This is a genomic window from Rossellomorea vietnamensis (genome assembly GCF_025398035.1).
In the GTDB taxonomy this organism is placed as follows: domain Bacteria; phylum Bacillota; class Bacilli; order Bacillales; family Bacillaceae_B; genus Rossellomorea; species Rossellomorea vietnamensis_B.
The window spans coordinates 424,057-442,406 of the sequence record NZ_CP104558.1; the positions used below are offsets into that span (position 1 = coordinate 424,057).

Below are 18,350 nucleotides of genomic sequence, written 5' to 3' on the forward strand. Positions count from 1 at the left end.
ATGTTTCTGTTTCCTCATTTCCTCTAGTCTGTAAAAGCAAGGACCATAAGAAAAAGGCTTAAATGAACATTTAAGCCTCCAACGTTATTTTGCCATTAATAGTAAAATTTAAACCCAATCACCAGCTTTAAAAATCGGTTCAATCGTGCCATCCGCCTTTTCACCGTCTATATCCAATTGGGATGAGCCGATCATGAAGTCCACATGGATCATGCTTTCGTTAAAACCAATCTCCTGCAACTCTTCAGGCGTCATCGTCTTACCACCCTCTACACATACAGAAAGAGCCCTGCCCAGTGCAATATGACAAGATGCATTTTCATCAAAAAGAGTGTTGTTGAAAACGATATTTGTATTGGAAATGGGGGAATCGTGAGGTACCAATGCTACCTCCCCCAAATAAGATGCACCTTCATCCGTTTCGAGTAAGTTCTTTAACGTTTCATAGCCTTCTTCTGCCGTATAATCAATGACTTTCCCTTCCTTGAAGGTCAACGAGAAATTCTTGATAAGTGTGCCACTATAATTAAGAGGCTTTGTACTCGAAACAACACCATTCACGCCATATTTATCTGGAATTGAAAACACTTCTTCCGTCGGGAGGTTCGGAACGAAAGGAATCCCTTTATCATTGGTGAATTGAGCACTGATCCATTTGGTTTTAGGATGGAATTCGATGCTCAGGTCTGTTCCAGGTCCTTTATAATGAAGCTTTTTATACTTCCCTTTGTTTAAACGATCGGCGTTTTCATTAAGGTTATCGATATGAGCTTCCCATAATTCGACGGTATTTTCCTGATCCGTTCTGGTGGTATAAAAGATGTTCTCCCACAGTTTGGTAAAAGCGTCTTCTTGAGAAAGATCTGGAAAAACGGTTTGAGCCCATTCCACTGTTGGTATCGCAGCGATCAACCAGCTGATCTTTCCTCCTCCGATATAAGCTGAAAAGTCTTTCATCGCTTCTGCAGAAGTTTTGTTCAACATAGCGACACGCGCAGGGTCTGAGTCCCTTAACAGGGAAGGATTCGGGGCAGCTAAGTTCAATAACGCCACATTGTTCTCTGCCATTTCAATATATCCTTTTGCCTTCCATCCAGGGAACTCTTTCAATCCTTCTTCGGCAGATTTCTCCAGGCGGATCTTTTTCAATTCATCATCATAGAAATCCGTTAACACATTCAGTGCTCCTGCTTCGTATGCTTTCTCTGTTATCAGACGGACAAACTCGTATGATGTTATAGGTGCTGATATCATCAGTTCCTGTCCCTTTTGCAGATTCAATCCGACTTCTACAATCAAATCTGCATATCTTCCTAAGTTTCTCTCAAATGCTTGTTTCATTAGTAAATCCCCCTAATATATGTATTCAAACATAACTATATCTCTTTTTTCGGAAAATTTCATCGATTAAGATTATATTTTAATATAAAAAAGACCGGTCCATAACTGGACCAGTGCTGATTATGTTTATAGTTTAGTTGAGAACGGCGGGAATTCTTCTTCGTTTGAGTTGACGACGATCACACCGGAAAGGGCCATGGCGGTGAGGCTGGTGATGATCAATAATTTTCTCAGCTTTTTCATTTTTTAACCACCTCCTTATAAAGGCAGCATTTCTTCATAAATGATATTGGCTTCATTTAGATGGAATGCAGCAAGTTTGTATTTCCTCATTCTTTGATAATATTGGCCAAGGAATTTAGAATACTCAGCATATAATAGAAGAGAGCCGTTTTTCTTAAAGAAAGACAGGGCATACTCCTTCATGAAATTCTCAAATCCATTAGGAAATTCATTCAGTGCAAATTGATAATAAGATAATTGATAAAATTTATCGGGATATCTTTCTTTTGAGCAAAGCTCCAGTCCTTTTGATAACCAGAATTGAACTTCTGAACGTTGATTCAGTTTATAATGCTCTTTGACAAGGGAAAGAATCGAATAGAGTTTTCCTTCATCATCAGATTCCTTTAATTCAATGCTCCTCACAAAATGCTGGATGGCTTCATCACTTTTATTCATGAAAGATTTAAGGTATCCGAAATTTTGCTCGATCTTGGAATGCAAAGACGTATACTCAATGGACTGGGAAATGAAATTAGCCCATTCATAATGCTTTACGGCGTCCTCACTATTCCGGATTCTCCGATAGCAGATGCCCAACAGTAAATGAACCTCTGCACACCTTTTCTGGTAATAGACACCCTGAAAAATGGAGAGGGCTTTCTCACCGTAGTAAATGGCTAAACGATACATGTGTAAACGTGTCAGCACTAAACTGAATAGATAGTATAAATCTGCCCTTTCTTCTTCGTTTACAACATTTCCAAGCACAAAGTAAGTTTCGGCTTCTTTCAATTCACCTTTAGCTTTTTCATATTCCTTCATTAGATAGTAGTAATTTCCTTTATACTTATGAAAGTAAAATTTATGCTTGTCGGATAGGTCCTTATAATTCGATTGAATATGACTGAAATGACTGAAAGCTTCCGTTAAATCACCCCTTAATAATTGAACCCGGAAGCAGAGGATTTTATAAAAAAAATGGGGGGATAGATCATCGGTTTGATCAAGATCCCTTTGGATGAGCTTGTGAGTGGAACGTGCTTCATCCTCTTTATTCCAAAGCAATGCATGATTCCACTTTTCGAGAAGCTCATTCAACTGGTTAGGGCGATCAACTGGATGATTTAAACCCAGGCGCTCGCACAGCAAATGGACGATATCATCTGAAGGTGTCACTTGGTTATTTTCGAGTTTCGATAGATAAGATATTGAAATGATGCCTTTAGATAGATTTTCTTGAGTTAACTTTTGTTTGAGTCTGTGGAAACGAATCTTAGAACCAATCTTCATATGATTCTTCTCCTCTTGAAGGATATAAAGTTCCAACCTATGGACCAGAATATTGTACATAATAACATAAATGAAGCTAAAATATTTGGAATATTCCTATAATTATATTTTTTAATGGGTATAAAGGAGGGATTTGGCTACTTGAATGGTTTTATTTCACAATGATTCACTCATAAATATCCTTTGTTATAATGAATCTGGTGAAAGTTATTAAGGAGGATGGTCATTGTGATTGATTTACGAAGTGATACGGTAACAAAACCAACGGAGGAAATGAGACGGGCAGCTTATGAGGCTGAAGTGGGGGATGATGTGTATGGTGAAGATCCTACTATCCTAAGGCTTGAAAAGGAAGCAGCACGTCTTCTTGGGAAAGAGGAAGCATTATTCGTCACAAGCGGGACCCAGGGGAACCAGATTGCGGTATTGACCCATACCAGACCGGGAAATGAAATTCTATTAGAAACGGATTCGCATATCTTTTACTACGAATCAGGAGCAGTTGCGGCTTTCGCAGGCGTTCAAACCCGGACGATTAAAGGGACCAATGGTGAAATGGACCCCGGTGAAATAGAAGCTGCCATTCGTACGGAAGATCAGCATTTTCCTGAAACGGGTTTGATTTGTCTGGAAAATACCCATAACCGTGCGGGAGGGGCAATCGTTTCACCGGAAAACATGCAAGCCATTCATACCATTGCCAGGAAGCACTCCATTCCGGTACATATTGATGGAGCCAGGCTCTTTAATGCTGTTGCCGCAAGTGGTCGTGACGTAAAGGAGTTCACGGATCACTGTGATACCGTTCAAATTTGTTTATCGAAAGGCTTGGGTGCACCGGTGGGTTCAATCATTGCAGGTGACAAACACTTTATTAAGAAGGCTAGAAAGTGGAGAAAACGTCTGGGTGGGGGACTTAGACAAGCTGGGTTGATTGCGGCTCCAGGATTGATTGCCTTGAACAAGATGAGAGGACGTTTGTCAGAAGATCATGAGAAAGCAAGATTCCTCAAAGAAACCTTTCAAACATGTAACGGGATTGAAATTATCAATGAAGTGGATACTAATATTGTGGTGGCTGATGTATCAGGCACAGGGATGACAGCAGCACAGTTTGTAGAAGAATTAGAGAGAAAAGGAATATTGGCCGTGACGTTTGGACCGACCCTGGTCCGTTTCACGACTCATTATGATGTCTCTATGGAGGACATAGGGGAAGTGTCCCGGATACTTAAGGCTCAATTTTAGCCAATCATTTCCTGTGGCTGGTTCAGGAAAAGGAATAGGGCAGGCCTTGCCCTATTTCCACCTTTATTCTTTGTGATCAAGTTGTTTTCCATGATGAGGATGAGGATGCCATCTCATCATATAACCATTTTCTTTTAGCTTTTGATGTTTTGCTTCCATCATGTTCAGCACTTTATCGCCTTGTTCTTTGGTAAAGACACCGTACTCCACGTATTTCTTCACAAGTTCTTTTTTCGTTGAATACATCTGTTCGTGCAATTTACCAAGCTCTGCTTTTTGGTCTTCTGTCAGATTCACCTTTTGTCCCGGCGCCTGACCTTGACCTTCTGCAGAGACGATGGAACTGAATCCAAAGCTGATGATGAGGGCAGCTGCAATTGAAACCACTATTTTTTTCATATTTATTTCCTCCTTCCTGAAGATTCACTTATATTCTTTGCAGTGTATTAGAAGAATATGTAAGAGTGGACGAATCGGCAGGGGAATTGCTAGTATTACATGGAGGAGAACCAGAATGAGGGGGTTAGGATCAATGTTAAATAAGTTTTTATCAAGTATCGGTATAGGTCATGTGAAGGTGGATACCATCGTGCACACGACAGAGATTTCACCTGGCGACCACATCAAGGGGGACGTCGTCTTAAAAGGGGGAATGGCCGATCAGCCGGTAAACGAAGTTCAACTATTACTTCTCCTAAAGTATGAACAAGATAAACAGGATAGTGATTTTTCTTATCATGAGAAGGATTTAAATACGATCATACTGGACAGCATAGGGACAATTAAGGCTGGGGAGGAAAAAAGGATTCCATTTGAATTCCCTACAAATGCCCGACACCCTAAGACGACTGATACGGAACAAACCATTTTAAGGACAACGGTGGATATACCCCAAGCCGTGGATCCCACAGATGAGGACAGTATATTTGTCCGATGATTCCAGAAAAAGGACCGATTCTCCAAATGAATCGGTCCTTTTTTGAATGTTTTAATGGATGCAGGAGTAATGAATGTCATGACAAAGAGTACTAAGTTCTTATTGAAATCCATAAAAACCCAATGTAAAATGTAGTAAGCGCATACATTCAAAAAATTCAGACATTTAATGTATGTAATACTATTGGATAAAGGAGGAATTTGATGGGAGGAATTTGGTTAGCGGTCATAGGAGGTATCGTGTTTCTGTTAGGGTATAGATATTATTCAACTCTTATTGCGGAAAGAGTGTACAGGCTCGACCCGAATTACGTGACACCCTCTCACCAGTATAAAGACGGAGTCGACTTCGTGCCGACGAATAAATTTGTCCTTTGGGGTCACCATTTCACTTCCGTTGCAGGTGCTGCTCCTATCGTAGGACCGGCAATAGCCGTATATTGGGGATGGCTTCCTGCTTTTCTTTGGGTGATTTTCGGAACCGTGTTTGCCGCAGGTGTCCATGATTTCGGGACTTTGGTGCTGTCGGTTCGAAATAAAGGACAATCCGTTGGTTCATTGGCTAATAAGTTGATTGGAAAGAGGGCAAAAGTACTTTTTTTATTCATTATTTTAATTCTGGTGTTAATGGTGAATGCGGTTTTTGCCTGGGTCATTGCGAATTTATTCATTACGTTCCCAGCAAGTGTATTATCAGTGTTTATCCAAATTCCGCTGGCTGTCTGGATCGGATATTCCGTCTACAAACGTAATGGGAGCATGTTATTGCCATCAATCGTGGCTCTCGGTGTCATGTATGCATCAGCGGTCATCGCAAGCCGGGTAGATTTTCTGCAAATCGATCTGGTCCGATATTTCGGTGGGCAGGAAGCGACTTCATTATTCGGTTTAAGCTCCACGAGCATGGCTTTCCTTGTGTGGATCGTTATTCTGATGATTTACGTGTACATAGCTTCCATTCTTCCCGTATGGAAACTATTACAGCCTCGTGATTATATCAATTCACATCAACTGATCGTGGGTCTCGGATTGCTGTATCTCGGTCTACTTTTCACTAATCCAGAGATTACTGCACCGATGACCAATGGATCAGCGGATGTATCATGGTTCCCTTTATTATTTATTACGATTGCGTGCGGTGCGATTTCAGGTTTCCACGGACTGGTGTCATCAGGTACCTCCTCGAAGCAGCTGAACAAGGAAACAGATGCCCGCTTCGTCGGTTATTTAGGAGCGGTAGGGGAAGGGGCACTTGCCCTGATTGCCATCATTGCCTGCATTACATTTTTCCCTAATGTGGAAGAATTCCAAGCGACCTACAGTGGATTTGCAGCAGCAAGCGGAGCGGGATTGGGCGTTTTCATTAAAGGTGCTGGACAACTTGCGACAGGAGTGGGGATTCCGGCGGATATTGCCGCAACGATCGTTTCCGTCATCATTGTTAGCTTCGCGGCCACAACCCTGGATTCATCCGTCCGTTTGATGCGATATATCATCTCTGAATTGGGAGAGGAGTACAAAGTACTTTCATTAACGAACGCACACGTTGCGACAACGATTGCAGTGGTTTCAAGTGCGGCTTTGACATTATTGCCGCAGGGCCCTAAAGGATTCGGATCAGGCGGATATCTCCTTTGGCCTTTGTTTGGAACATCGAATCAGTTGCTGGCGGGGATCAGTCTACTTCTGATTACCATTTGGCTCAAGCGACAGGGGAGAAATTACCTGGCTACATTGCTCCCGATGTTGTTTCTGATGTTTATGACTCTTTGGGCCATGATCAATCAGGTTGTCTTTGAATGGTCAGGTGCCGGGGAATCGGAAGGGAATATGCTCCTTTTCATTTTTGGAAGCATCATCTTGATCTTTACCCTGTGGATTCTCATCACAGCAGCATCTTCCCTGTCTAAAAAAGGTGATGATCCTTCTCAGTTCTCGGTGTAAGCATGGAAGTCAGGGGACTCGAATCGGGGTCCCCTTTTTAGTAGGAAGGAGGGGTCATTTGGATACAACCATGATGGACAAATTTAAAAGGGTAATGAAATTATATGATGATATGATCCGTCTTCCCCACAAAACGGAAATCGCCAGGGAGTTGAGGGACGAAGAGGATTTATTCTTATTGCTGCTCTATTCGGATATGATCGGGATACCCAATCCTGTATTTTATTACACGCTGGAACTCTATCCATATATGATCGAAAAATTTCATGATTGGCATTTACGAATGGGGATGGAACATTCTCCACTGGATGGAATCAGATGCTGCTAAAATGAAAGGAGGGGAATTCATGAATGATTTACTGAATCAATCCATTCTATTTGTGGGGGGCAAAGGAGGAGTCGGAAAATCGACTACGGCATCTGCACTGGCCGTCATGTTTGCAAAGATGGGGAAGAAAACGCTGATTGTCTCGACAGATCCCGCTCATAACCTTGGGGATATATTTCACAGAGAAATTAACGGGTATGCGACTCCGTTATCGGACGATCTATGGGGGATCGAAATTGATCCAGATGCGGAAACACGTCAATACATCAACGGGGTGAAAGGGAATCTTAAAGGGATGGTAAAGTCAAATATGGTGAGTGAAGTCCACCGGCAAATCGATATGGCTTCTTCAGCACCAGGGGCTGAAGAAGCTGCCTTATTTGATCGGATCGTTTCGATCATCCTGGAAGAAGGAAATGAATATGATAAAATCATTTTCGACACAGCCCCTACAGGACACACGATCCGACTATTATCTCTACCGGAATTAATGGGAGTCTGGATGGATGGAATGCTTGAGAGAAGAAAGAAGACAAATAAAAATTATTCACAGCTTTTGAATGATGGTGAACCGGTTGAGGACCCCATTTACGATATCCTCCAAAAACGCCGGGAAAAGTTTTCGAAAGTAAGAGAGATTCTGCTTGATCGAAAAAAAACAGGTTTTATTTTCGTTCTTATACCAGAAAGACTGCCGATTCTTGAAACAGAAAAAGCGATTGAATTGATGTCCTCTCATTCACTTTCTATTGGTGTGCTGATTGTGAATAAAATCCTGCCGAATCAGGCGGATGGAGAGTTCTTGCAGAAAAGAAGAGAACAGGAAAAAGTCTACTTGCGTATGATGCAGGAAAGATTCACAGAGCAATCACTATACGAAATCCCTCTATTAGAAGAAGATATCTGTACGCTTTCTCATCTCGAAGGGTTTGCATCCCATCTTCAGAAATCCATTTACAAAGAAGAGGGAATCTACTGATTCGGGAGGTATACATAATTAGTGAGAGTGACCATTGGGAAAGTTCTTCAATGGTCATTTTTGCGTTGGGAAGGGGAAATAGATGATTCTGTCGAAAGTGTACATATCAATAAAACAAGGGAGTCGTTCACATGGAAAGTGAGAATAAATATTTATCTGCCATTCTCCCCTTAAAAAAGAGGGAAGAAACCCAAAATCGCTGGCTGTTTCATCGTCTGAATACCCTGTTACCTGCTTTAATGAAAAAACACAAGGTAGACATGTGGATCACGGCAGGAAGGGAATATAACGAAGATCCTGTACTGATGAGTCTCTACCCGACTTCAGTTGATGGTTCGAGAAGATTGACCATCCTTGTATTTTATTTGGAGGATGGCCAGCACCTGAAGAAATGGGTACTGCATCCCAATCCGAATTTCGAGCCGTTTTATGAAAGAGCATGGAATCCGGAAGAGTGTGATCAATGGGAATGCCTTAAACGTCTAGTGGATGAATACAATCCTGATTCGATCGCATTGAATTATTCATCGACATTTGCCGCAGCGGATGGTTTGAGTCATTCCTGTTATCAGCAGCTGAGCATGCTGTTAGATGAGCACTCACATAAATTTGTATCTGCTCAACATGTCATTGTGGATTGGCTATCGATCAGAACCACCAAGGAATTAGTGGCATACCCTGCAATTGCCGAGCTTGGGAGGATGATAGCGGAAGAAGCGTTATCACGGAGAGTGATTCACCCTGGAATCACCACTACCGAAGATGTTGTTGAATGGATACGGCAACGGGTGTTAGACGCTGGTTTGGAAACCTCCTTTTATCCTACTGTGGATCTCCAAAGAAAGGGATCGGTGATGGATCGCTTAGAAGGAGAGATAATTCGTTTTGGAGATATCGTGCATCTGGATTTCGGTATTCGATACCTGGGGCTCGCAACGGATACCCAACAACTTGCATATGTCCTTCATCCAGGTGAGGAGCAAGCTCCTGAAGGACTTCAATCTGCATTCCAAACCGCTTTAAGGTTTGAGGATATCATAACTGGGGAAATGAAAGTCGGAAGAACCGGGAATGAAGTGTTTCAAAGAGCGATGAAAAAGGCAAGGGAGGAAGAAATCGAGGCGATGCTGTATTCTCATCCACTAGGGAATCACTGTCATGAAGCCGGTGCCTTAATCGGCTTATATGATCAGCAAAGTGATATTCCCATCAAAGGTGATCTTCCTCTCACCGCCAATACCTGTTATGCACTGGAGTTTAATATACAACAATATATTCCTGAGTGGGATCAAATCATCCCCATATATCTGGAGGAGCCGGTTGCATTCATCCAGCACCGACTGGAATATATGGCAAAAAGGCAAACCACGTTTTATCTGATCTAATCAGTATCCCTTACAGGAGAAATAAGACTGATTGAACGGTATGATTGCAATCAGTCTTATATGCTCCTGTCTAATAATGATCAATTTGAAAAAAATGCGATTCTCCCCTTGACTTAATACCTGGTAGGGTATATTATAGTGAATGTAGCAAGAAAACAACAAGCCAACAGGAGGTGTCTGGATGGAATACAATGCACAAATTAAGAATCGAATCAAACGTGTGGAAGGGCAGCTCCGGGGGGTTGTAAGAATGATGGAGCAAGGGGAAGATTGTAAAGACGTCATCACGCAGCTTTCCGCAGCCAAAACAGCTCTTGACCGATCCGTAGGTTTGATTGTTAGCATGAATCTTGTTGAGTGTGTAAGGGACTCCCATGAATCCGGGGAAAGTACAGAAGCACTCGTGAAAGAAGCGGTGAATTTATTAGTGAAAAGTCGATAAAGAAAAAGATTGACATCTTTTTTTATATTATATATTATACCCTTATGGGTATTAAAAAACGAGGAGGAAACACACATGAACGCAGATAAAGTATTAGATGCAAAGGGACTTGCTTGTCCGATGCCAATCGTAAAAACCCGAAAGGCTATTAAAGAAATCGAATCCGGCCAAATCCTGGAGGTTCAAACAACAGATAAAGGTGCAAAAAGTGACCTTACAGCATGGGCTAAATCGACTGGACATGAATTACTCGATTCGAATGAAGAAAATGATGTATTTACATTTTGGATAAAAAAAGGCTAAATTTTTTTGAGGGGGTATATACCCCCTGTAGTAAATAGGAGGGGACACAATGTCAGAGAGAAAAACAACCAATATCATTCTATTTAGTGGAGATTACGATAAAGCGATGGCAGCCTACATCATTGCAAACGGTGCTGCAGCATATGATCATGAAGTAACGATTTTTCATACGTTCTGGGGATTGAATGCATTGAGAAAAGAAGAAATGGTACCCGTTAAAAAAGGATTCATGGAAAAAATGTTTGGTAAAATGATGCCTCGTGGAGCTGATAAAATGGGGTTATCAAATATGAATTTTATGGGCATGGGTCCAAAAATGATCAAAGGTGTCATGAAAAAGCATAATGCCATGCCTCTGCCTGATTTGATCGACATGGCAAGAGAACAGGAAATTAAATTGGTTGCATGTACCATGACCATGGATCTACTGGGTCTACACAAAGACGAACTGTTGGAAGAAATTGAATACGCTGGAGTAGCAGCTTATTTAGCAGATGCTGAGGACGGAAATGTGAACTTGTTCATCTAAATTTTTTTTGAAAACAAATATACCCTACGCGGTAATTGGAGGTCTTTATATGAACACCATTGAATCAAACTTTGTATTAGACGCAAAGGGACTTGCTTGTCCCATGCCGATTGTAAAAACAAAAAAAGCGATGAATAACCTGGAAGCAGGGCATGTGATTGAAATTCAGGCTACCGATAAAGGATCAAAGGCGGATCTTCAAGCATGGGCAAAGAGTTCCGGTCATGAGTATTTAGGCACCATCGAAGAAGGGGATGTCCTTAAGCATTTCGTCCGAAAATCAAGCGGTGAAGAGGCAGTTGAGCGTAAACACGAGGCTGTTACAGACAACGCCACACTGGCAGGGAAATTAAGCGATGAAAATGTGATCGTTCTGGATGTCCGTGAAAAAGCGGAATATGCCTTTAATCATATTCCAGGGGCTGTTTCGATACCCCTTGGGGAACTTGAAAACCGTGTCAATGAATTGAATAAAGACAAAGAAGTTTATGTTGTATGCCGTACAGGAAACAGAAGTGACATGGCAGCTCAACTATTAGATGAAAAAGGATTTGCGAATGTATTCAATGTGGTTCCGGGTATGAGCGATTGGTCTGGGGACTTGGAGTCGGATATTAAATAATTCATTTTTCAGGAGGGTTAAATAATGGCTGTAACACCAATGAAATCAAAAGAAGTAGCACAAAAAGTAATGAAAAAAGAAGAATTATTCATCTTAGATGTTCGTAACGTGGATGCATTTGAAGATTGGAAAATCGAAGGTGAAAACATTGAATATTTGAATATTCCCTATTTCGACCTTTTAGACGGCGTGGAAGAAATCCTGGATAAACTGCCTGTAGATAAAGATATTCTAGTGGTCTGTGCTAAAGAAGGCTCTTCCATCATGGTTGCAGAAATGCTTTCAGATGAGGGGAAGGACGTGTCCTATCTGGAGGGTGGCATGAAGGCTTGGAGTGAACATTTAGAGCCGGTTAAGGTAGGGGACCTATCGAACGGTGGAGAGCTTTATCAATTTGTGCGCCTGGGTAAAGGCTGTCTTTCCTATATGGTCGTATCAAATGGTGAAGCCGCGATTGTGGATGCCACACGTATGGCCGATGTGTTCATCGATTTCGCTAAAGCAAAAAATGTAAAGATCACAAATGTATTCGATACACACTTACATGCGGATCATATTTCTGGTGGGCGTACCATTGCAGAAAGAACCGGAGCAACGTATTGGTTACCATCCAAAGATGCTGAAGAGGTAACATTTGAATATGCGGCACTGGAAGATGGAAATAAAGTACAGATCGGAAATACAACCATCGATATTAATGCTCTATACTCACCAGGGCATACAATTGGTTCTACCTCATTCGTGATTGATGAGAAATACCTATTATCAGGTGACATTTTGTTTATTGATAGTATCGGACGCCCTGATCTTGCAGGAAAAGCAGAAGATTGGGTAGGGGACTTAAGAGAGAGTCTGTACAAACGATACAAAGACCTTTCCATGGATCTGACCGTTTTACCCGCTCACTTCATGATTATTGAAGAATTAAATGATGACGGTTCTGTAGGTGAGAAACTTGGCACATTATATGCCAAGAATCATGGACTGAACATTGAGAGCGAAGATGAATTCAGAAGTCTTGTTTCTGAAAATCTGCCTCCACAACCGAATGCTTATCAGGAAATACGTGAAACCAATATGGGAAAAGTGACGCCGGATGAAGAAAAACAGCGGGAGATGGAAATCGGACCAAATCGCTGTGCTGTTCGATAATATACGATGATGATATAAATATTTTCAATGGGAACTTGCATGAGCGGTTCCCATTTTATTAGAAGAGGAGGGCTCACAATGGATTTGGCATTTATTTTAACTATATTTCTAATCGGCTTCGTCGGTTCTTATATATCAGGAATGGTTGGGATCGGAGGAAGTATCATTAAATATCCAATGCTCTTATATATTCCGCCTTTGTTGGGAGTAGCTACATTTTCCGCTCATGAAGTTTCCGGCATCAGTGCCGTTCAAGTATTCTTTGCAACGCTTGGCGGAGTGTGGGCATACCGAAAAGGGGGCTACCTGAATAAATCACTCATTACGTATATGGGGGTAAGTATATTAATCGGTAGTTTCATTGGTGGGTATGGCTCGAAATTCATGAGTGAAGCGGGAATTAACATCGTGTATGGAATTCTTGCTCTTATTGCAGCCATCATGATGTTCATTCCTAAAAAAGGGATAGATGATGTGAAGCTGGAAGATGTTTCTTTTAATAAATGGCTCGCTGCCATACTAGCCCTCATCGTGGGAGTGGGTGCAGGTATTGTAGGTGCAGCAGGTGCCTTTCTATTAGTTCCCATCATGCTTGTTGTGCTGAAAATACCGACGAGAATGACGATTGCTTCCTCTCTTGCCATTACGTTGATTTCTTCCATCGGGTCGACTGTTGGAAAAATCACCACCGGGCAAGTGGATTACCTGCCAGCCATGATCATGGTAGTGGCAAGTCTGATTGCCTCTCCACTTGGAGCGATGGCAGGGAAGAAAATGAACACCAAGATTCTTCAAATGATATTAGCATTATTGATATTAGGAACGGCTATTAAGATCTGGATTGATATCCTATAGAATGCTGCTTAGCACTGTATACCGTGACTCTTCTTACAGAAGAAGAATCGTGGTACATGGAGCTAAGCTTTTTTTTGTGGTAATGTATCAATGGGGCTTGTAACTTTCTGAAGGTTTCTTTCGTCTAATGAATAGATAGAAATAAGACTCTGGATGGATGAACATATTCATGAGTACCGGTACAATGTATGAACGGATGTGTTCTAAGATTTTATTCATCATGAAAAAAAGGGAGAATACACATGAAAAAGCTTATTGGTATCATCTTACTATGTTCATTAATGGTTAGCGGACTTCAACCGGCATCAGCTGCGGATAATGATAAAGCAAGCATTAATGAAAAATTCGGACTGCCCATCGTTGTATATGGAGAAACACTCTCCAGCCAGCAAAAAAAAGAGGTTCAAAAACAATTGGGTATGGATGAGGGAACTGAAGTGGAGGAGTTTACGGCCACTGGTGAGGATCTAGTGAAATATATTGACGGAGAAAACAGGAACGCCCGCATGTTCTCTTCAGCCATGATCACCCGTAAGGAAAAAGGTGAAGGATTAAAGGTAAATATTGTGACACCGGAGAATATTACCGAGGTTACGAATTCCATGTATTCAAATGCACTATTAACAGCTGGAGTCGAAAATGCAGTAGTGGATGTTGCCTCCCCGGTTAAGGTGAGCGGTCATTCCGCTTTAGTAGGTATTTATAAAGCGTATGATGTGAGTGGAGAGAAGCTTGATACGGTTCGGATGGAAGTGGCCAATGAAGAATTATCCGTTGCTACTGAACTCGCGAAGGAGTCAGGTATTGATAAGGAAGAAGTCAGTAAACTGTTAACCGAGATCAAAAAGGAAATTGCTGAACAAGATCCTGCGACGAAAGAGGAAGTCGAGAAGATCGTCGAAGACAAGCTCCAATCTTTGAATATAGAACTAAGTCCAGAGGATCGTCAGTTGTTGATCGATCTATTTGAAAAGATGAGATCCCTTGATATAAATTTTGATAATGTTCAACAGCAGCTGGATGACTTAACGAAGGATATTCAAACGACCATTAAGGATATTGTGAACGATGAAGGTTTCGGACAGAAAGTGTCAGATTTCTTTACCGGGTTATTAGAGGCAATTGGGAATTTCTTTAAATCAATCAAAAATTTATTTGGATAATGCTAAGATAAAAGACTGAGTCATCCGACTCAGTCTTTTATAATTCCAGCAAAGGAAACGTTAGATATACCGTCGTTCCTTTGCCTTCTTCACTTTCGATGGAGAAGGAACCTTTATGCTTATGCATGATTTCCTTGGCAATGGATAAACCAAGTCCATACCCACCGGTGTTCCTTTGCCTTGACAGATCAGATCTGTAGAATCGTTCACCTATTTGGGATAATGAGTCTCCCGGAATGCCAATCCCATGATCCTTAATCTTCACAACCGCTTTACCATCTTTCTCATACGAGTGGATGGAGATAGAGGTCCGTTCCGGGGAATATTTCAGGGCATTGTCCAAAATATTGTAAAAAACCTGCATCACCCGGTTTGGATCTCCATTAATGATCGATTCCTCATTTAAAGTATGTTTAATATCTATATGCTTCAATTCTGCTTGCGGACGGATCAGTGTTAAAGAGTCCATAATGAATTGGGACAGCACCATCGGTTCAATATCCAATGAAAATGCAGCATCTTCCAATTTATTCAATTCAAGGAGTTCCGTAATCAATTTCTGCATCCGCACCGACTCTTTCTGAATCAGGTGTAAGCTTTTTTCTATTTCCTCCGGATTTGTTTGTACCCGGTCGGTCAACGCTTTTGCATACCCTCCGATGTACGTGAGGGGAGTCCTTAGTTCATGGGCGACATTTGAAAGGAATTGCCTCTTACGATCCTCCTGGTGCTGCAAAGAGTCAACCATACTGTTGAATGTGAGTGCCAGTTCAGCCATTTCATCTTTAGTGGTGACCTCCAGACGCTCCGTAAAGTTTCCGTTGGCCACCTGATTAGAGAACCTTTGCATTTCCCTGACAGGTTTGAACAAGGAGTCCAATGAAGACTGAATGATCAAAAAAAGCACAAAATAAAACATGACCCCTGCCAATATTAAAATGGGGATGCCTTTGCTGAACACTTCCGTCATTTCAGCAAGAGGGATATAAATGAACAAATATCCCATTAACTTATCCTCATTCATAAGTGGAAAAACGGCTCCTATCACTTTCCGATTGAATTCGTCAACATATCCTTCTTTCATGACATGATTGCCCTTCGCCAATTCTTTTCGATCCATACGGTTGATGAGGGGCTTTTGATCAATTAGAAAAGGGAAGCTCTTCCCTAATTCATCAAGGTTTTCCACAACCGATACTTCATAGGGAGAGATGACGTTATACCAGAGGATCTTGTCCTTGATATTCCCGCTTACATCCCCATAATGATAGTGGGCAGCGGTCCTCTGCCCCTGATAAAGGAGTGAATCCTTCACGGTCCCTATATAAAGGTCTTTGTAGAGATAGTGAATAAAAAGAAACGAAAAGACAATCGTTAAAAATAAACTGCTTAACAACAGGATAGAGACTTTTTTATTGAGGGTCAGGTTTACGTTTTTCAAAGAGATCCCTCATATTTATAACCAAGTCCCCATACCGTCTCGATCAACGGCCCGTAATTTTTTAATTTCAGCCGCAAAGTTTTTATATGGGTATCAACCGTTCGATCACTTCCTTCGTAATCTCTTCCCCATACTTGATCTAGAAGTTGATCCCTTTTATATACCCGTCCCTGATTCCGTGCGAGAAATAAGAAAAGTTCATATTCCTTTAAAGTCAAACGGGGAGTATGATCACCGACGGACACGGTCCTGGATGCCAAATTAAATGTAACAGGCCCAAACCTTTCGACCATGGAACGTGTCTGTACACCATATGATCTTCTTAGAATGGTTTCAATGCGCGCCACAAGCTCATCAGCGTTGAAGGGTTTAACCATATAATCATCACTACCAAGTTTAAGACCCTTTACCTTGTCCAGGTCATCCCCCTTGGCAGATAGGAAGATAAAGGGGATTTGACTATTCTCCCTTACTTCTTCCAGCAATCGGAAACCATCCATGAACGGCATCATTATATCCACGATCATCAGATCGACATGTGTTTTATTCAATTGATCAAGAGCAGCCAAACCGTTTTCGGCTTCAATACAGAAATAATTCTCCCTGTTTAAATACAGTGAGATCAGCTGTCTCATTTCCGGTTCATCATCTACAATCAGTACATTCCATTTTTTCATCATCTTCACACCCAGCCTTATGACGTAGAAATTGCATCACATTATATTATAGATAAAAATAGTGAATTATTTGTGAGATTCCAGTCTTTTTTGATTTGTATTTCTTCCAACATTTTAACATGGAAAACTGAGAGGTTGAACTTTTGCCGCTTTGTCCTATACTTTTCCAAAAACAAGGGCATTTGCCCTTCCCCTTTTTCCGTTTCATAATAGGCTAATAAAGAGGAGTGACGAACATGTATGAGAGGAGTACCATATACAGAAAGAATTTAATGGCCTTTTTTAACTCAGGCTCTTTCCCTAACCTTGGGAACGGAGGGGATTATCTCAGCGGGGCACAGGGATATGGTCCTGTGGGGGCTCAAAACACACCCTATTTTCAAGGACCTTATGCCACACCGCAAGTTTACGGTCCACAGGGTTATCCGCCGCAAGGATACCCGCAGGCGGGCTTTGGTCCTGTCCCCTATGGTCCGGCGGGTGGTTATGGGTATGGTATAAACCCCATCGGAGCAGGATTGATTGGACTGGGCTTAGGGTTTCTCGGGGGACAGCTAGTGAACACCCCGTTTAAAGGTCCCCATAAACGCTACTATTATTATTGGTAAAGTGATTAAACCGACTCATCTTATTGAGCCGGTTTTTTTATGTTTCCGTTCATTTTTACAATAGATATCTTCTTTGACATAATACCTGTATGGGTATATTCTAGATGTAGAAAGCAAGTGGACATTGTCCATGCTTATCAAGAAATGAGGTGCTTATGTTGGAATTTTTCGGATTAATTATGTTAGTCATACTTATCTATGTGTATGTATTGATCAAGAAACCAGGTAAGAATATCAAGCAACTATCTACAAGTGAATTGAAAACGACTTTAGGAGATAAGAACAGGCAATTCATCGATGTACGTTCACCAGGGGAATACAATCACGGGCATATTAAACAATTTAAAAATATGCCGTTACAATCGTTACATCAAACCGCTGACACTCTAAACAAAGACAAAGAAATCATTGTCATTTGTCAAAGTGGTATGAGAAGTGCAAATGCATGCAAAATTCTTAAAAAGAAAGGATTCACCTCTGTAACGAACGTTAAGGGAGGAATGAATTCCTGGTCCCATTAAGTGTAATGAAAACCATTATGGAGAGAGAGGAATTTTAATATGAAAACGATCCTGAGCAATGAAGTAAACCGGAGATTATCTGCGGGGGAACAAGTTAATATCATTGATGTACGGGAGCCGGCTGAAGTGCTGAATGGGAAAATCCCTACGAGCACCAATATTCCTTTAGGGTTGCTCGAATTTCGTATGAATGAATTGGATAAGAAAAAAGAATACATCATAGTCTGTCAATCAGGGGGCAGAAGCAGCCGTGCCGTGAAGTTTCTTGCTTATCACGGATATGAGGTCACCAACTTGGAAGGCGGTATGCTAGCATGGGAAGGGAAAGTTGAGTAAGCCTCTTCCTCGATTCCTTATCAAA

The 18,350-nt window shown here is 41.4% G+C and carries 21 protein-coding genes; 16 read left to right on the forward strand and 5 right to left on the reverse strand.

The genetic code is table 11. From position 1 onward, the window contains the following. Window positions 1-108: 108 nt before the first annotated feature. Together N5C46_RS02270 and N5C46_RS02275 are read right to left on the reverse strand one after the other, a co-directional pair. Window positions 109-1,341: an aminopeptidase gene (locus N5C46_RS02270; RefSeq protein WP_261750749.1), complete on the reverse strand. Its 1,233-nt coding sequence runs from the start codon at window positions 1,339-1,341 to the stop codon at window positions 109-111. 258 nt (window positions 1,342-1,599) lie between these two features. Continuing rightward, on the reverse strand, window positions 1,600-2,856 hold the full coding sequence (locus N5C46_RS02275) for a helix-turn-helix transcriptional regulator (RefSeq protein WP_261750750.1): 1,257 nt from the start codon (window positions 2,854-2,856) through the stop codon (window positions 1,600-1,602). Between the two features lie 228 nt (window positions 2,857-3,084). Here N5C46_RS02275 and N5C46_RS02280 point away from each other — a divergent pair, with 228 nt between their 5' ends. After that, window positions 3,085-4,104, forward strand: coding sequence for a threonine aldolase family protein (locus N5C46_RS02280; protein ID WP_261750751.1), 1,020 nt, complete (start codon window positions 3,085-3,087; stop codon window positions 4,102-4,104). A 63-nt stretch (window positions 4,105-4,167) separates the two neighbouring features. Here N5C46_RS02280 and N5C46_RS02285 read toward each other — a convergent pair whose 3' ends face one another. Next, window positions 4,168-4,503, reverse strand: a complete 336-nt coding sequence (locus tag N5C46_RS02285; protein WP_261750752.1) for a YckD family protein — start codon at window positions 4,501-4,503, stop codon at window positions 4,168-4,170. Between the two features lie 133 nt (window positions 4,504-4,636). On the opposite strand from N5C46_RS02285, the gene N5C46_RS02290 reads away from it, so the two are divergent. The 12 genes from N5C46_RS02290 to N5C46_RS02345 all read left to right on the forward strand — a co-directional run bounded on the left by N5C46_RS02290 (window position 4,637) and on the right by N5C46_RS02345 (window position 14,742). Next, window positions 4,637-5,041, forward strand: coding sequence for a sporulation protein (locus N5C46_RS02290; protein WP_261750753.1), 405 nt, complete (start codon window positions 4,637-4,639; stop codon window positions 5,039-5,041). A 203-nt stretch (window positions 5,042-5,244) separates the two neighbouring features. Next, complete coding sequence (locus N5C46_RS02295) at window positions 5,245-6,984, forward strand: carbon starvation CstA family protein (protein WP_261750754.1); 1,740 nt, start codon at window positions 5,245-5,247, stop codon at window positions 6,982-6,984. 70 nt (window positions 6,985-7,054) lie between these two features. Then, window positions 7,055-7,312: a cory-CC-star protein gene (locus tag N5C46_RS02300; RefSeq protein ID WP_034760674.1), complete on the forward strand. Its 258-nt coding sequence runs from the start codon at window positions 7,055-7,057 to the stop codon at window positions 7,310-7,312. A gap of 19 nt (window positions 7,313-7,331) precedes the next feature. Then, window positions 7,332-8,291: an ArsA family ATPase gene (locus tag N5C46_RS02305; RefSeq protein WP_261750755.1), complete on the forward strand. Its 960-nt coding sequence runs from the start codon at window positions 7,332-7,334 to the stop codon at window positions 8,289-8,291. A gap of 131 nt (window positions 8,292-8,422) precedes the next feature. Next, complete coding sequence (locus tag N5C46_RS02310) at window positions 8,423-9,676, forward strand: M24 family metallopeptidase (protein WP_261750756.1); 1,254 nt, start codon at window positions 8,423-8,425, stop codon at window positions 9,674-9,676. A gap of 181 nt (window positions 9,677-9,857) precedes the next feature. After that, the gene (locus tag N5C46_RS02315) at window positions 9,858-10,118 is read left to right on the forward strand and encodes a metal-sensitive transcriptional regulator (protein WP_261750757.1); all 261 of its coding nucleotides are present in this window, start codon (window positions 9,858-9,860) and stop codon (window positions 10,116-10,118) included. A gap of 75 nt (window positions 10,119-10,193) precedes the next feature. Continuing rightward, a complete protein-coding gene (locus N5C46_RS02320) occupies window positions 10,194-10,421 on the forward strand; it encodes a sulfurtransferase TusA family protein (RefSeq protein ID WP_034759045.1) in 228 nt (75 codons plus the stop codon). 49 nt (window positions 10,422-10,470) lie between these two features. Continuing rightward, on the forward strand, window positions 10,471-10,950 hold the full coding sequence (locus N5C46_RS02325) for a DsrE/DsrF/DrsH-like family protein (RefSeq protein ID WP_098440256.1): 480 nt from the start codon (window positions 10,471-10,473) through the stop codon (window positions 10,948-10,950). A gap of 49 nt (window positions 10,951-10,999) precedes the next feature. Further along, entirely contained in the window at window positions 11,000-11,572 is a 573-nt protein-coding gene (locus N5C46_RS02330) for a sulfurtransferase TusA family protein (RefSeq protein WP_261750758.1), read from the forward strand. 24 nt (window positions 11,573-11,596) lie between these two features. Next, window positions 11,597-12,724: an MBL fold metallo-hydrolase gene (locus N5C46_RS02335; protein ID WP_261750759.1), complete on the forward strand. Its 1,128-nt coding sequence runs from the start codon at window positions 11,597-11,599 to the stop codon at window positions 12,722-12,724. Between the two features lie 78 nt (window positions 12,725-12,802). Next, window positions 12,803-13,579, forward strand: a complete 777-nt coding sequence (locus N5C46_RS02340) for a sulfite exporter TauE/SafE family protein (RefSeq protein ID WP_034759056.1) — start codon at window positions 12,803-12,805, stop codon at window positions 13,577-13,579. A gap of 242 nt (window positions 13,580-13,821) precedes the next feature. Further along, window positions 13,822-14,742, forward strand: a complete 921-nt coding sequence (locus N5C46_RS02345; protein ID WP_229592774.1) for a DUF1002 domain-containing protein — start codon at window positions 13,822-13,824, stop codon at window positions 14,740-14,742. 37 nt (window positions 14,743-14,779) lie between these two features. Here N5C46_RS02345 and N5C46_RS02350 read toward each other — a convergent pair whose 3' ends face one another. After that, window positions 14,780-16,183, reverse strand: a complete 1,404-nt coding sequence (locus N5C46_RS02350; protein WP_034759063.1) for a sensor histidine kinase — start codon at window positions 16,181-16,183, stop codon at window positions 14,780-14,782. Next, entirely contained in the window at window positions 16,180-16,860 is a 681-nt protein-coding gene (locus N5C46_RS02355) for a response regulator transcription factor (protein WP_261750760.1), read from the reverse strand. The genes N5C46_RS02350 and N5C46_RS02355 overlap by 4 nt, the downstream gene beginning before the upstream one ends. Window positions 16,861-17,096: 236 nt before the next feature. On the opposite strand from N5C46_RS02355, the gene N5C46_RS02360 reads away from it, so the two are divergent. The 3 genes from N5C46_RS02360 (at window position 17,097) to N5C46_RS02370 (ending at window position 18,325) form a co-directional block, all read left to right on the forward strand. Further along, a complete protein-coding gene (locus N5C46_RS02360) occupies window positions 17,097-17,468 on the forward strand; it encodes a hypothetical protein (RefSeq protein WP_261750761.1) in 372 nt (123 codons plus the stop codon). A 155-nt stretch (window positions 17,469-17,623) separates the two neighbouring features. Continuing rightward, entirely contained in the window at window positions 17,624-17,989 is a 366-nt protein-coding gene (locus N5C46_RS02365) for a rhodanese-like domain-containing protein (RefSeq protein ID WP_174523045.1), read from the forward strand. Between the two features lie 39 nt (window positions 17,990-18,028). Continuing rightward, window positions 18,029-18,325, forward strand: coding sequence for a rhodanese-like domain-containing protein (locus N5C46_RS02370; protein WP_034759071.1), 297 nt, complete (start codon window positions 18,029-18,031; stop codon window positions 18,323-18,325). Window positions 18,326-18,350 lie beyond the last annotated feature (25 nt).

Coding starts and splice junctions, on each gene's coding strand:
- N5C46_RS02270 (WP_261750749.1), bottom strand. CDS start 1,341: ATGAAACAAGCATTTGAGAGAAACTTAGGAAGATATGCAGATTTGATT.
- N5C46_RS02275 (WP_261750750.1), bottom strand. CDS start 2,856: ATGAAGATTGGTTCTAAGATTCGTTTCCACAGACTCAAACAAAAGTTA.
- N5C46_RS02285 (WP_261750752.1), bottom strand. CDS start 4,503: ATGAAAAAAATAGTGGTTTCAATTGCAGCTGCCCTCATCATCAGCTTT.
- N5C46_RS02290 (WP_261750753.1), top strand. CDS start 4,637: ATGTTAAATAAGTTTTTATCAAGTATCGGTATAGGTCATGTGAAGGTG.
- N5C46_RS02295 (WP_261750754.1), top strand. CDS start 5,245: ATGGGAGGAATTTGGTTAGCGGTCATAGGAGGTATCGTGTTTCTGTTA.
- N5C46_RS02300 (WP_034760674.1), top strand. CDS start 7,055: ATGATGGACAAATTTAAAAGGGTAATGAAATTATATGATGATATGATC.
- N5C46_RS02305 (WP_261750755.1), top strand. CDS start 7,332: ATGAATGATTTACTGAATCAATCCATTCTATTTGTGGGGGGCAAAGGA.
- N5C46_RS02310 (WP_261750756.1), top strand. CDS start 8,423: ATGGAAAGTGAGAATAAATATTTATCTGCCATTCTCCCCTTAAAAAAG.
- N5C46_RS02315 (WP_261750757.1), top strand. CDS start 9,858: ATGGAATACAATGCACAAATTAAGAATCGAATCAAACGTGTGGAAGGG.
- N5C46_RS02320 (WP_034759045.1), top strand. CDS start 10,194: ATGAACGCAGATAAAGTATTAGATGCAAAGGGACTTGCTTGTCCGATG.
- N5C46_RS02325 (WP_098440256.1), top strand. CDS start 10,471: ATGTCAGAGAGAAAAACAACCAATATCATTCTATTTAGTGGAGATTAC.
- N5C46_RS02330 (WP_261750758.1), top strand. CDS start 11,000: ATGAACACCATTGAATCAAACTTTGTATTAGACGCAAAGGGACTTGCT.
- N5C46_RS02335 (WP_261750759.1), top strand. CDS start 11,597: ATGGCTGTAACACCAATGAAATCAAAAGAAGTAGCACAAAAAGTAATG.
- N5C46_RS02340 (WP_034759056.1), top strand. CDS start 12,803: ATGGATTTGGCATTTATTTTAACTATATTTCTAATCGGCTTCGTCGGT.
- N5C46_RS02345 (WP_229592774.1), top strand. CDS start 13,822: ATGAAAAAGCTTATTGGTATCATCTTACTATGTTCATTAATGGTTAGC.
- N5C46_RS02355 (WP_261750760.1), bottom strand. CDS start 16,860: ATGAAAAAATGGAATGTACTGATTGTAGATGATGAACCGGAAATGAGA.
- N5C46_RS02360 (WP_261750761.1), top strand. CDS start 17,097: ATGTATGAGAGGAGTACCATATACAGAAAGAATTTAATGGCCTTTTTT.
- N5C46_RS02365 (WP_174523045.1), top strand. CDS start 17,624: ATGTTGGAATTTTTCGGATTAATTATGTTAGTCATACTTATCTATGTG.
- N5C46_RS02370 (WP_034759071.1), top strand. CDS start 18,029: ATGAAAACGATCCTGAGCAATGAAGTAAACCGGAGATTATCTGCGGGG.